The organism is Acidiphilium cryptum JF-5, from assembly GCF_000016725.1.
Lineage (GTDB): Bacteria > Pseudomonadota > Alphaproteobacteria > Acetobacterales > Acetobacteraceae > Acidiphilium > Acidiphilium multivorum.
The window spans coordinates 2,073,832-2,086,536 of the sequence record NC_009484.1 but is presented as its reverse complement, the minus strand read 5'-3'; the positions used below and the strand labels follow the sequence as shown (position 1 = coordinate 2,086,536).

Here is a 12,705-nt window from a genome sequence, read left to right as displayed (position 1 = left end):
GGGCGACAGGAGATCGGGATGCAGGCAATGCCGGACAACGTCATGGTGGTCGATCACCCGCTGGTCGCGCACAAGCTCACCCTGCTGCGCGCCGCGGCGACGCCGACGGGCGATTTCCGCCGCCTCGTCCGCGAGATCAGCCTGCTGATGGGCTACGAGGTGCTGCGCGACCTGCCGACCGAGCCGGTCCATATCGAAACCCCGCTGGAGCCGATGACGGCCCGCCAGGTCTCCGGCAAGAAACTCTGCTTCATCTCGATCCTGCGCGCCGGCAACGGCATTCTCGACGGCATGGTCGACCTCGTGCCCTCGGCGCGCATCGGTCATGTCGGCCTCTACCGCGACCCGCTCTCGCACGAGCCGATCGAATACTACTTCAAGGTCCCGGACGACATGGACCAGCGCCTGACCGTGGTGGTCGACCCGATGCTCGCCACCGGCCATTCGGCGGCGGCGGCGGTCACCAGGCTGAAGCGGGCAGGGGCGGGGGCGATCAAGTTCGTCTGCCTCATCGCCGCCCCGGAAGGCATCGCCGCCCTGCACGCCGCCCATCCGGACGTGCCGGTCTACACCGCGGCGATCGACCGGCAGCTCGACGAGCACGCCTATATCCGCCCCGGCCTCGGCGACGCCGGCGACCGTCTCTTCGGCACCAAGTGATTTCGCGCCTCCCCCGCCGCGCGGGCGGGTGGAGGCGCAAAATCACTCCATGACCGCCATTTCCGGCTTCTCCGCCTTCGCGGCCATGGCGGCCTGCGGCGGGCGGCGCATCAGCAGCAGGCAGAGCATGGTCGGGATGCTGATGACCATCATGAACTTGAACGCGTCGATGAAGGAGATGATCTGCGCCTGCTGGTCGAGTGTCGCGTTCAGCAGCGCCGCCCCGGCATGGGTCATCGGGTCGAGCAGGCGCGAGACCGCGCCGCCCACCTGCAGGTTGCGGCTGAACGGCGTCACGTGGTCGGCGAGCGTGGCGTGGTTCACCTGCGCCATCTGCACCTGCACCGCCTCGGTGACGGAAATGCCCACCGCCATGCCGATATTGCGCATCAGGCTGAGCAGCGAGGTGCCCTGGGTGCGCAGCGCCTGCGGCAGCGTGTAGAAGGCGACGACCTGCAGCGGGGTGAACACGAAGCCGAGCCCCATTCCCTGCACGATCAGCGTCTCGATCATGTAAGACTGCGGCGAGGAGGGCAGCCACTGCATCATCATCCAGAACGAGACGACGAGCAGCGCGAAGCCCGCCGCCATCAGCGCGCGCGGGTCGATCCGGTTCGACAGCCGCCCCGCCAGCATCATCGCCCCCATCGTGCCGATGCCGCGCGGCGCCATCACCAGCCCCGCCGTCTCCACCGGGTAGTTGCCGAGCTTTTCGAGGAAGGGCGGCATCAGCGTCGCTGACGACAGCAGCACCGAGCCCACCGCGAACATGGTGATCAGCCCGGCATTGAGGTTGCGGTCGGCGAACACCCCGCGCGGGATGAACGGGTTCTTCGCCGTCATCATGTGGACGATGAAGAGATAGAGCCCGATCACCGCCAGCACCGCGAAGGTGACGATCTCCGGCGAGCCGAACCAGTCCTTCTCCTGCCCGCGGTCGAGCATGATCTGCAGCGAGCCGAGGAAGAGCGACAGCACGGCGAAGCCGATCCAGTCGAACTGCCCGCTCGCCGGCCGCCGCGCCCGCTTCGGCATGAACGCGCCGAGGGCCAGCACCGCGGCGATGCCGAACGGCACGTTGACGAAGAACACGTAGCGCCAGTTGTAGAAATAGGTGAGATAGCCGCCCAGCGTCGGCCCCAGGATCGGCCCGATCATGACGCCGACGCCCCAGATCGCCATCGCCGAGCCGCGCTTCTCGACCGGGTAGATGTCCAGCATGGTGGACTGGCTGAGCGGCACCAGCGCGGCGCCGAATACGCCCTGCAGCAGCCGGTCCATCACCATCTCGCCGAGCGAGGTGGCGACGCCGCACATCATCGAGCTGACGGTGAAGCCCACCAGCGAGATCAGGAAGATGTTCTTCCGCCCATACTGCGCGGCCAGCCAGCCGACCGGCGCGGTCATGATCGCGGCGGCGATGACGTAGGAGGTCAGGACCCAGGTGATCTCGTCATACGAGGCCGAGAGCGAGCCCTGCATGTAGGGCAGCGAGACGTTGGCGATGGTCGCGTCCAGCGCCTGCATCAGCGTGCCGATCATGCAGCCGACCGTGACGATCGCCCGCGGCAGCCCGCTGAGCTGCATTTCCTCCTCGTGCGAAGCCGGCCCGGCCATGGTTCAGCGCTCCCGCCGCATCCCGGCTCAGAACAGGTCCGAAAGCCGGTTCTGGTGCCCGGTGGTGATGGTGATCTCGGCGGTCATGCCGTTGCGCAGCACGAGGTCCTTCGGCCCGCCGGTGATGTTCACCCGCAGCGGAATGCGCTGCACCACCTTCACCCAGTTGCCCGAGGAATTCTCCGCCGGCAGGATCGAGAAGCTCGACCCGCTGGCCGGCGAGATGCTGGCGACCACGCCCTGCCAGGTCTGCCCCGGATAGGCGTCGACATGCACCTTCACCTTGTCGCCCGGCTTCACCCAGGTCAGCGAGGTCTCCTTCGGCTGCGAGCGGATCCACACATCGCTGGTCGAGACCAGCGCGAAGGCCGAGGTGCCGGCCGGCAGGAACATGCCCGGCTCCAGCTTGTCGGTCTCCGTCACCACCCCGGCGAAGGGCGCGCGCACGATCGAGTGGCGGTAGTTCAACTCGGCGGTGGCCAGCGCCGCCTTCGCCGCCTTGTATTGCGGCGTGTCCCCGATCTTGATCTTGGGGTTGCCCGACAGTTTCGCGAGATCGACGCCCGCCTGCGCCGTCATCGAGGCGAGCGTCGCCTCGTCGCCCTGGAGCTTGTATTTCGCATCGTCATAGGCGGTGCGCGTCACGCCGCCGGTATGCACCAGCGCCGCGTAGCGCGCGAAGTTCAGCCTGTCGTTGTCCACCACCGACTGCTGGGTGCGGATCTTCGCGATCTCGGCGCGATAGCCGGCCCGCGTCGCCTCGATCTCCTGGCCCACCTCGGCGAGGTTCGCCTTCGCCTGGGCGATCGCCACCCTGAAGCGCGACGGGTCGAGGGTGAACAGCACCTGCCCCTTCTTCACCTGCTGGTTGTCGTGAACATCGACCGTCTCGACGAGGCCCGACACGTCGGTCGACAGCGCGACCCGCGCCGCCCGCACATAGGTATCGGTCACGTTCACCGTGCCGCCGCTCAGCAGCCAGTAGACCAGGATCGCGCCGAGGATCACCAGCACGCCGCCGATCATCAGCAACGGGCGCAGCATCCGCCCGGAGCGGCTGCGTCCCCTCGTCGCCTCCTGGCGCATCTCGGCTTCGCGGGCCACGGGGCCGGTTGCGGTACTCGTTTGGGACATCAGACCATCTCCTGTTCGGCTTGTGCCGTGGTATCGTCGCCGGAAGCGGCGGCCATCCCGCCCGGCGCCGCCGCGCACGCTCCCGTTTCGTCATGTGCCGCGCCGCCGCAGCGCCCGGCGCCGAGCAGCGTCGCCTTGATCCGCAGCAGCTCCCCGACCAGCGTATCCATCGTCTCCGGCGCGAGCCCGCTGCCGATCAGCGCCGCGACCGCGCCGCGCTGGGCCTCGATCTCGGCGAGCAGCGGCCGCGCCGCCTCGGTCAGGTGCAGCCGCCAGATCCGCCGGTCGCGCGGGTCGGCCCGCCGCTCCACCAGGTTGCGCGCCGCCAGCCGGTCGGTCAGCCGCGCGACGCTCATCGGCTCCACCTCCAGCAACTCGGCGAGATCCTTCTGCGACAGGCCCGGATGCCGGGCGAGCTTGATCAGCATCGCCCATTGCGCGCGGTTCATGCCGTGCAGCCTCGCGCGGCGGTCGATTTCAAGCCGCAGCAGCCGCGCCACATCGTGCAGCAGCAGCAGCAGGTCGGGTTCGGCGGGCAACTGGGACATAGCAGCCGAGATGATAAGGTGCGTTACGAGTAAGTGCCACTGCCGCAGTTCTGCGTTTTTCGCAGGGGCCGTTCCCGGCCCGCCCCCCTTGCGCGCCGGCGTCCGCTCAGGCGCTCACCCGGCCAGCGCCTGGTGCAGCACCGGAATGGCGCCGGACAGCATGATCTGCACGCCGATCCCGAGCAGGATGAACGCCGCCAGCCGCGACAGCACCCGCCGCCCGGTCGCGCCGAGGATCACGTCCAGCCGGTCGGCCGCCGCATAGCTCACCCAGGTGATCGCCGCGATCGCCACCGCCGCGAGCGACATGCCGGCGTAGAACGCGCCGAGCGGCGTGCCGAAGGCGCCCCGTTCCGTCCCCAGCGTCACCGCGACGGCGATGGTCCCCGGCCCGGTGGTGAAGGGCAGGGTGAGCGGAAAGAACGCCATCGAGGCGATCTCGTCCGGGTCCTGGTCCGGCGCCGGCAGCGAGCTCGCCGCCTGCGCCTGCTTGCGCGCCTCGGTCACCTCCGGCGCGTTCAGCATCTGGAACGCCCGGCTCGCCACCACCGCGCCGCCGGCCAGCCGCAGCGCGTTCAGCGTGATGCCGAAGAAGCTCAGGATATAGCTGCCCGCCCAGAGCGAGACGAGCATCACCGCGGCGCTGTTCATCCCCACCTTGCGCGCCAGCGTCGCCCGCACCGGCCGGCTCGCATTGCCGGTGATCTCGTTGAAGATGATCGCCCCGGCCAGCGGATTGACGATCGACAGCAGCGCCGGAAACCCGAGCAGGAAGGCGTTCAGCCCGGGCCCGAGCAGGTTCAAGCCGGCAGTTCCCGCGCGGCGATCGCGGCGAACAGCGCCGCCCCGAGCGGGATGATCGCGTCGTTGAAGTCGTAGCGCGGATGATGCAGCGGCACCGAGCCGCGCTCGCCGTCCGCCTGGCCGATGCGGAAGAAGCAGCCCGGCCGTTCCAGCGCGTAGAAGGCGAAATCCTCCCCGCCCATCGAGGCCGGCATGGTGGTCCGCACCTGCGCCGCGCCCACCACCCCCCGCGCCGCCTCGGCGAAGGACGCGGCGGCGCCGGCATCGTTGACCACCGGCGGATAGCCCCGCTCGTAGCCGACCTCCGCCGCCACCCCCGCGTCGGCGGCGAGTTCGGCCACCAGGCCCGGAATGTCGCGCGCCATCTGGTCCTGCACGTGCGGCATCAGCGTGCGCACCGTGCCCGACAGGGTCGCCACCTCGGGAATCACGTTGTTGGCGCTGCCGGCATGGAAGGTGCAGACCGAGACCACCGCCGAATCGAGCGGCGCCACCCGCCGCGCCACCAGGCTCTGCAACCCGACCACGATCTGCGCCCCGGCGACGATCGGGTCGATCGCCTGGTGCGGCCGCGCCGCGTGCCCGCCCTTGCCGGTCAGCCGGATCCGCAGCGTGTCCGACGCCGCGTTCACCGTCCCCGGCGAGGCCGAGACCACCCCCGCCGGCAGCAGCGGGTCGTTATGCGCGCCGAACACCGAATCGAACGGGAACCGCTCCAGCAGCCCGTCCTCCAGCATCGCCCGCGCCCCGGCGCCGCCCTCCTCGGCGGGCTGGAAGATGAAATGGATGGTCCCGGAAAACCGCCGCGTCGCCGCGAGGTAGCGCGCCGCGGCCAGCAGCATCGTGGTGTGCCCGTCATGCCCGCAGGCATGCATCGTCCCCGGCGTGGTCGAGCGCCAGGGCGCGTCGCCCGCCTCCTCGATCGGCAGCGCGTCCATGTCGGCGCGCAGCGCGATCGCCCGGTTCCCCGACCCCGCCCGCAGCGTGCCGACCACCCCGGTGCCGCCCACCCCGGTCGTCACCTCCAGGCCGAACGCCGCCAGCCGTTCCGCCACCAGCGCCGCGGTGCGGCGCTCCTGGTAGCCGAGTTCGGGATGCGCGTGGAAATCGCGGCGCCAGGCGGAAAATTCCGGCGCCCAGGCGAGAAGCTGCTCGTCGATCGTCATGGCGCGCAGAATAAGGCCAAAAGCGCCGCGCCGTCACCCATACGGAGACGGACGGGGCCGGCCGCCCCGCCGCCGGTTTCATGCCGCTGCCGTATAGGTGATAGGTGTACCCGACCCGTTATTGCACCGCAGCAAATGTGCCATATGGACGGTCAGACGGAGCGCCGCTCCGGGATGACAAGCCTGAACACGAAAGCATAAAGGAAGACTCCCATGAACAAGCTGACCCGCGCCATCGCCCTCATCGCCGCCCTCGGCGCCATCGCCCCGGTCGCCGCGAACGCCGCCACCTTCGGCAACACCCACGACCAGCTCGTGCAGAAGATCAACAACGCCTACGGCACCCAGTTCAAGACCGGCCACGCCGCCCCGGCCGCGTCGGCCCAGGCCCAGCACAACAACTGATCCGTGCGGCGCCCCGCGCGGGCGCCGAAACGACAGATAAAAAAACGAACAAATGCCGCCCCGAGGCTCCCCGGGGCGGCGTTTTCGTCGGTGCCGGCGGGCGGCGGCGTCAGGCCGCCGGGCGGATCGCCGCGTTGCGGATCTCGTCGTCCACCGTCTCGGCGAAGCGCTTGAAGTTCTCCTCGAACCGCGCCACCAGCTCCGCCGCCTGCCGGTCATAGGCGGCCTTGTCGGCCCAGGCCTCGCGCGGGTCCAGCACCGCCGACGGCACGCCCTCGACCGCATCGGGAATCATCAGCCCGAACGCCCGGTCCGGATGGAAGCTCGTGCCCTCCAGCGCGCCCGAAAGTGCCGCGTTCAGCAGCGCGCGCGTATGCCGGATCGACATCCGTCGCCCGGTCCCGAACGCCCCGCCGGTCCAGCCCGTGTTCACCAGCCAGCACGAGACGCCATGCTCGGCGATCAGCTTCGCCAGCAGCTCGCCATAGACCCGCGGCGGCCGCGGCAGGAACGGCGCGCCGAAACAGGTCGAGAAGGTCGCCTGCGGCTCGCGGCCCAGCCCCTTCTCGGTGCCCGCCACCTTCGCCGTGTAGCCGGAGAGGAAGTGATACATCGCCTGCGCCGGCGTCAGCTTCGCGATCGGCGGCAGCACCCCGAACGCATCCGCCGTCAGCATCACCACGTTGCGCGGCATCCCGCCCCGCCCGGTCGGCTCGACATTGGGGATGAACTCGATCGGGTAGCACGAGCGGGTGTTCTCGGTCAGGCTGCGGTCGGCGAGGTCCACCACCCCCTGCGCGTCCGCCACCACGTTCTCCAGCACGGTGCCGAAGCGGTGGCTCGCGGCGAAGATCTCCGGCTCCGCCTCGGCCGAGAGGTCGATCACCTTGGCGTAGCAGCCGCCCTCGAAGTTGAACACGCCATCCGGCCCCCAGCCATGCTCGTCATCGCCGATCAGCCGGCGCGCCGGGTCGGAGGAGAGGGTGGTCTTGCCGGTGCCCGACAGGCCGAAGAACAGGGCGACGTCGTCGTCCCGGCCGATATTGGCGCTGCAATGCATCGGCAGCACGCCGCGTTCGGGCAGCAGCCAGTTCATCACCGTGAAGATCGATTTCTTGATCTCGCCGGCATACTGCGTCCCGGCGATGACGATCCGCCGCTCCGCGAAGGACAGCGCGATCGCGGTCGAGGAGCGCACCCCGTCCACCGCCGGGTCGGCCTCGAATTCCGGCGCGTGCAGGATCACGAAATCCGGTTCGAACCCGTCCAGCTCCGCCGCGGCCGGGCGGATGAACATGTTCCGCGCGAACAGCGCCTGCCAGGCATTGGTGGTGACGAGGCGCACCCGGATGCGGTTTTTCGGATCGGCGCCCGCGAACAGGTCCTGGGTGAACAGCTCGCGCCCCTGCAGGAAGGCCTGCACCCGGCCGCGCAGCGTCGCGTAATGCGCGGCGGAGAGCTTCTGGTTCACGCTCCCCCACCAGACATCGGCGCTGGTCTGCGGCTCGTCCACCACGAACTTGTCGGCGACCGAGCGGCCGGTATGCACGCCGGTCTGCACCATCAGCGCGCCATCGGCGGAAAGCCGGCCTTCGCCGCGGCGCAGCGCGTGGGTGACGAGGGCGGGCGCGGTCAGGTTCGCGTGCAGGGCGGCGGCGCGGGCAATGCCCGCCGGGGCCAGGATGGCCGCCTGTCGGGCGGCCTCGGAGTCGGGATTCGTCGGGTTTGGCGTCACGGCTCTGGTCTTTCTTGGCTTCGACTTCATGTTCGATTTTCGCTATATGCCGTCCCTTACGGGTTTTTCCAAACCCGAAAAGCGAAAATTCGACCGCGCTCAGCGAAACTCAACCATGCGTCGCGCCGTCTGCCAAATTCGTGAGCGCATCTTCATAAACCCGCAACATCCGCCCGAAGGCGACGCGCAGCACGATGTCCTCGCGCCCGAGATCGAACCCGTCGGGGTCGAGCGTCACCATCCGCCAGCCGCTGCCGCTGCCGCCGTGCCGCGCGGCCACCTCGTCGAGGCGCGCGCCGAGCCCGTCATTCGCCGCCGCCATCGCCGCGCGGCACGCCGCCTGGTCCTGCAACGCCGCCGTCCTTGGCGACAGCCGCTCGACATCGAGCGTCGCCGCCCGCGCGAATCCGCCGACGAACCGCGCGCCCACCGGGCTCAGCCGGTAGATCCCGAAATCCGTGAACCCCGCGTAGCCACGCGCATAGGGGTGGATGGCGAGGTAGCGCTCGCGGTCCTCCGGCGCGTCCGAGCGCGCCGCGTCGCACACCAGCGACAGGCGCGGGCTGGTCTGCGGATTCGCCTCTGCCGGCGGCCCGCTGACCATCAGCGCGCAGCGCGGATCGCGGTCCAGCGCCCTGGTATGTGCCGAAAGCTGCGAGAGCAGCACCACCACGTCGCCCTCCGGCGTCACCGCCGGGGTGACGAGGGCGATCGCCGGATACTCGTCCTCGATCACCGCGAGGCTGCCCACCCGCGCCGCCCGCAGCAGCAGCCGCGCCTCGCGGTGGATGTCGTTCTGGATGTCCCTGGGCTCTTGCATCGGCGCCATATTCCCGTCACGTCAGATCCGGATACTGCGACGAAAGACGGCTGCAAGGCAAAACCCATGAAACAGACGATCGCCCTGGTCGACGACGACCGCCACATCCTCGAATCGGTGCAGATGACCCTCGAGCAGGAGGGCTTCGCCGTCCGCACCTATACCGACGGCGAATCCGCCCTCCAGGGGCTGATGACCCGCCCGGCCGACCTCGCGGTGCTCGACATCAAGATGCCGCGGATGGACGGGATGGAGCTGCTCCAGCGCCTGCGCGCCCGCTCGGCCATGCCGGTCATCTTCCTCACCAGCAAGGACGACGAGCTCGACGAGCTGATGGGCCTGCGCCTCGGCGCCGACGACTACATCACCAAGCCCTTCAGCCAGCGCCTGCTGCTCGAGCGCATCCGCGCCCTGCTGCGCCGCAACGAGGCCAGCCGCGCCGAGGGGTCCGGCGCCGCCCCCACCGGCGTCATCGGCCGCGGCGACCTCACGCTCGACGAAACCAAGCACCAGTGCCTCTGGAAGGGGCAGGACATCCAGCTCACCGTCACCGAGTTCCTGCTGGTCAAGGCGCTCGCCGCCCGCCCCGGCATGGTCAAGTCGCGCGACCAGCTGATCGACGCCGCCTATGGCGAGAACGTCTATGTCGACGACCGCACGATCGACAGCCACATCAAGCGCCTGCGCCGCAAGTTCCGCGCCGTCGATGACGAGTTCGACCAGATCGAGACGCTCTACGGCATCGGCTACCGCTACAAGGAAGCATGACCGCGGCGGCCTCCTTTCCCGCCGGCGGGCGCGGCTGGCGGCGGGTCTCGCCGCTGCTGCGGCGCATCCTGCTGGTCAACGCCCTGCCGCTCGCCCTCATCGTCGCGGCGCTGCTCTATCTCGACCAGTACCAGCACGGCCTGCTCACCGCCGAGGTCACCGCGCTGCGCGAGCAGGCGCGGATCTATGCCGGCGCGCTCGCCGAATCGGCGGTGCAGTCCAACGCGTCGGACCAGCCCTCGCTGAAGCCGGACCTCGCCCGCCCGCTGCTCTACCGCCTGACCGAGCCGACGCCGAACGCCCAGGCCCTGGTCTACGGGGCGGATGGACGGGTGATCGCCAATTCGCGCATCCGCCAGGGGCCGGGCGGGGCGATCGTGACCGAGCCGCTGCCGCCGGTGCAGCCGCGCGGCGACTTCGCCCGCGCCGTCAGCTTCCTCTACGACCAGTTCGTCGCCTTCCTGCCGAGTTCCGAGGTCACCTCCGGGCAGGACGGCAAGGGCGGCTCCGGCCTCGGCTGGCAGCCCAGCGTGCGCGAGGTGCTGAAGCTCACCGGCGCCAAGCCCTCGCACGCGGCGCCGCCCTTCATCCGCCGCGCCGCCGATGGCCGGCTGCTGATCACCGTCTCCGAACCCATCGTCCGCGCCAAGAACACGGTCGGCGCCGTGCTCCTCACCCGCGAGGCGACCGAGGTCGACCGCGCGGTCTTCGCCGTGCGGGTATCGATCCTCGGCCTGTTCGTGCTCGCCTTGGTGCTGACCGTGCTGCTTTCGGTCTATCTCGCCCGCACCATCGCGACGCCGCTGCTCCGCCTCGCCGCCTCGGCCGGCCGCCTGCGCGAGGGCCGTGGCGCGATGACCGAGCCGGTGCCCCCGCCGATCGCCGCCCGCGACGACGAGATCGGCGTCCTCGCCCGCGCCCTCGAGGAATCCGCCCACGCCCTCTGGGCGCGGATGGACGCGATCGAGCGCTTCGCCGCCGATGTCGCGCACGAGATCAAGAACCCGCTCTCCTCGATCCGCTCCGCCGTCGAGACCGTCCGCCGGACGGACGATCCCGCCCGCGCCGCCCGCCTGTTCGACATCATCTCGCAGGACGTCCGCCGGCTCGACCGGCTGATCTCCGACATCAGCGATTCCTCGCGCCTCGATTCCGAAATGTCGCGCACCGCGCTGGAGCCGGTCGACCTCGCCCCCATCCTCGCCGCCCTCGCCGAGATCCACCAGTCCACCCGCGAGGACGACGCGCCGGTGATGGTGCTCGACGCGCCGAAGACCGGCCTCGTCGTCCGCGGCGCCGAGGGACGGCTGGTCCAGGTCCTGCGCAACCTGATCGGCAACGCGATCTCCTTCAGCCCGCAGCGCGGCAAGATCTGGCTGCGCGGCCGCGTCACCGGCAGCATCGTCGAACTCGCCGTCGAGGACGAGGGCCCCGGCATCCCCGATGCCAAGCTCGACCACGTGTTCGACCGCTTCTACTCCGAGCGCCCGCAGGGCGAGGGCTTCGGCAACCATTCCGGCCTCGGCCTGTCGATCTCCCGGCAGATCGTCGAGGCCCATCAGGGCCGCATCACCGCCGAGAACCGCCGCGACCCCGAGGGCGCGGTCATCGGCGCCCGCTTCGTCATCCGCCTGCCGCGCGGATGACCGCGAAGCACCGTCATGCCTCCGTGCCGACCACCGAACGCCCCGGCAACCGCCCCTTCGGGATCCCGGCGAACGCCAGATGGGCCGGCGTCCCGATCCCCGGGTTCCTCGCCATCGCGATCGCCGCCCTGGATGCCTGGACGGTCTGGTGCAACGCCTCCCCCGCCACCTATTTCCACTACGGCAAGATCATGTTCTTTCCGCTGATCGCCGCCGGCGTACTCATGGCCTGGGCGCTCAATTCCGGCAAGCTGGTGATGATCCGCCTGTGGCACGTCTTCGCCCGCCTCGTGGTCGCGGCCTATGCCGTGCTCGCGGTCATCTTCATCGCCGAACTGGCGGTCTATCCGTTCGCCCGCGCCTTCGGCGCAGTCATCGGCCTGGTCATTTTCCTGCTGACCGCGCCGTTCTTCCTGCTGATGCGCCGCGATTTCCGCCGCAGCCGCTGGCTCGACCCCGATTCGCTGCCCTCCGAATGGGAAATCGCCGCCATCCACGACCCGAATTCGATCAATTACCAGCCACCGAAACGCAAACGAGGCTGACCGCCCGGCCATGAAAAAAGGGCCGGCGCAACCCGCCGGCCCTTCCCGCATCCGAACGCCCGCCGGAGATCACCCCTGGCGTTCGACCATCATCTGCTTGATCTTGCCGATCGCCTTCGCCGGGTTCAGCCCCTTCGGGCAGGTCTGCGTGCAGTTCATGATCGTGTGGCAGCGATAGAGCTTGAACGGATCTTCCAGCGCGTCGAGCCGCTTGCCGGTCGCCTCGTCGCGCGAATCCGCGATCCACCGATACGCCGCCATCAGCACGGCCGGGCCGAGATAGCGGTCGCCGTTCCACCAGTAGGACGGGCAGGAGGTCGTGCAGCAGAAGCACAGGATGCACTCCCACAGCCCGTCCAGCTCCGCGCGTTCCTCCACGCTCTGCTTGCGCTCGCCATCCGGCGGCGGCGCCGTCTCGGCCTGCAGCCACGGCTCGATCGAGCGATACTGCGCATAGGCCTGGTTGAGGTCCGGCACGAGGTCCTTCACCACCGGCATGTGCGGCAGCGGGTTGATGTTCACCGCCTCCTTCACCTCCTCGATCGGCTTGAGGCAGGCGAGCGTGTTGGTCCCGTCGATGTTCATCGCGCAGGAGCCGCAGATCCCCTCGCGGCAGGAGCGGCGGAAGGTGAGGGTGGGGTCGATCTCGTTCTTGATCTTGATCAGCGCGTCCAGCACCATCGGCCCGCACTTGTCGAGGTCGATCTCATAGGTGTCGGCGCGCGGATTGGCGTCCTCGTCGGGGTTCCAGCGATACACCTTGAAGCTCTTCACCCGGGTCGCCCCCGGCTCGGCCTTGTAGGTCTTGCCCTGGGTCACGCGGCTGTTCTTCGGGAGGGTCAGTTCGGCCATGGTTC

The 12,705-nt window shown here is 69.6% G+C and carries 13 protein-coding genes; 5 read left to right on the top strand and 8 right to left on the bottom strand.

The window, feature by feature from the left end; genetic code table 11:
- Positions 1-18 precede the first annotated feature (18 nt).
- Positions 19-660: a uracil phosphoribosyltransferase gene (gene upp / locus ACRY_RS11930; RefSeq protein ID WP_007422581.1), complete on the top strand. Its 642-nt coding sequence runs from the start codon at positions 19-21 to the stop codon at positions 658-660.
- A 42-nt stretch (positions 661-702) separates the two neighbouring features.
- On the opposite strand, the gene ACRY_RS11925 is transcribed toward upp, so the two are convergent.
- The 5 genes from ACRY_RS11925 to ACRY_RS11905 form a co-directional block, all read right to left on the bottom strand.
- Positions 703-2,277: a DHA2 family efflux MFS transporter permease subunit gene (locus ACRY_RS11925; protein WP_007422580.1), complete on the bottom strand. Its 1,575-nt coding sequence runs from the start codon at positions 2,275-2,277 to the stop codon at positions 703-705.
- Positions 2,278-2,304: 27 nt separating this feature from the next.
- On the bottom strand, positions 2,305-3,411 hold the full coding sequence (locus ACRY_RS11920) for an HlyD family secretion protein (RefSeq protein WP_012039699.1): 1,107 nt from the start codon (positions 3,409-3,411) through the stop codon (positions 2,305-2,307).
- A complete protein-coding gene (locus tag ACRY_RS11915) occupies positions 3,411-3,959 on the bottom strand; it encodes a MarR family winged helix-turn-helix transcriptional regulator (protein ID WP_007422578.1) in 549 nt (182 codons plus the stop codon). Before ACRY_RS11915 ends, ACRY_RS11920 begins: the two co-directional genes overlap by 1 nt.
- A gap of 114 nt (positions 3,960-4,073) precedes the next feature.
- Positions 4,074-4,763, bottom strand: a complete 690-nt coding sequence (locus ACRY_RS11910) for a MarC family protein (protein WP_012039698.1) — start codon at positions 4,761-4,763, stop codon at positions 4,074-4,076.
- A complete protein-coding gene (locus tag ACRY_RS11905) occupies positions 4,760-5,929 on the bottom strand; it encodes an amidohydrolase (protein ID WP_012039697.1) in 1,170 nt (389 codons plus the stop codon). Before ACRY_RS11905 ends, ACRY_RS11910 begins: the two co-directional genes overlap by 4 nt.
- Positions 5,930-6,142: 213 nt before the next feature.
- Here ACRY_RS11905 and ACRY_RS11900 point away from each other — a divergent pair, with 213 nt between their 5' ends.
- Positions 6,143-6,334 carry a hypothetical protein gene (locus ACRY_RS11900; RefSeq protein WP_043509171.1) on the top strand — a complete coding sequence of 64 codons (192 nt, stop codon included), beginning with the start codon at positions 6,143-6,145 and terminating at the stop codon, positions 6,332-6,334.
- A 109-nt stretch (positions 6,335-6,443) separates the two neighbouring features.
- On the opposite strand, the gene ACRY_RS11895 is transcribed toward ACRY_RS11900, so the two are convergent.
- Together ACRY_RS11895 and ACRY_RS11890 are read right to left on the bottom strand one after the other, a co-directional pair.
- Entirely contained in the window at positions 6,444-8,099 is a 1,656-nt protein-coding gene (locus ACRY_RS11895) for a phosphoenolpyruvate carboxykinase (protein WP_012039696.1), read from the bottom strand.
- A 79-nt stretch (positions 8,100-8,178) separates the two neighbouring features.
- Entirely contained in the window at positions 8,179-8,889 is a 711-nt protein-coding gene (locus tag ACRY_RS11890; protein WP_231295246.1) for a HugZ family protein, read from the bottom strand.
- Between the two features lie 66 nt (positions 8,890-8,955).
- On the opposite strand from ACRY_RS11890, the gene ACRY_RS11885 reads away from it, so the two are divergent.
- Genes ACRY_RS11885 through ACRY_RS11875 form a run of 3 tightly spaced genes read left to right on the top strand, consistent with a single transcriptional unit; the run spans position 8,956 to position 11,848 of the window.
- Positions 8,956-9,657, top strand: a complete 702-nt coding sequence (locus ACRY_RS11885) for a response regulator transcription factor (protein ID WP_007422574.1) — start codon at positions 8,956-8,958, stop codon at positions 9,655-9,657.
- Entirely contained in the window at positions 9,654-11,303 is a 1,650-nt protein-coding gene (locus ACRY_RS11880; protein WP_007422572.1) for a stimulus-sensing domain-containing protein, read from the top strand. Before ACRY_RS11885 ends, ACRY_RS11880 begins: the two co-directional genes overlap by 4 nt.
- A complete protein-coding gene (locus tag ACRY_RS11875) occupies positions 11,300-11,848 on the top strand; it encodes a hypothetical protein (protein WP_043509169.1) in 549 nt (182 codons plus the stop codon). The genes ACRY_RS11880 and ACRY_RS11875 overlap by 4 nt, the downstream gene beginning before the upstream one ends.
- 69 nt (positions 11,849-11,917) lie before the next feature.
- Here the strand turns inward: ACRY_RS11875 and ACRY_RS11870 are convergent, their stop codons facing one another.
- Positions 11,918-12,700 carry a succinate dehydrogenase iron-sulfur subunit gene (locus tag ACRY_RS11870; protein ID WP_012039695.1) on the bottom strand — a complete coding sequence of 261 codons (783 nt, stop codon included), beginning with the start codon at positions 12,698-12,700 and terminating at the stop codon, positions 11,918-11,920.
- Positions 12,701-12,705: the final 5 nt, after the last annotated feature.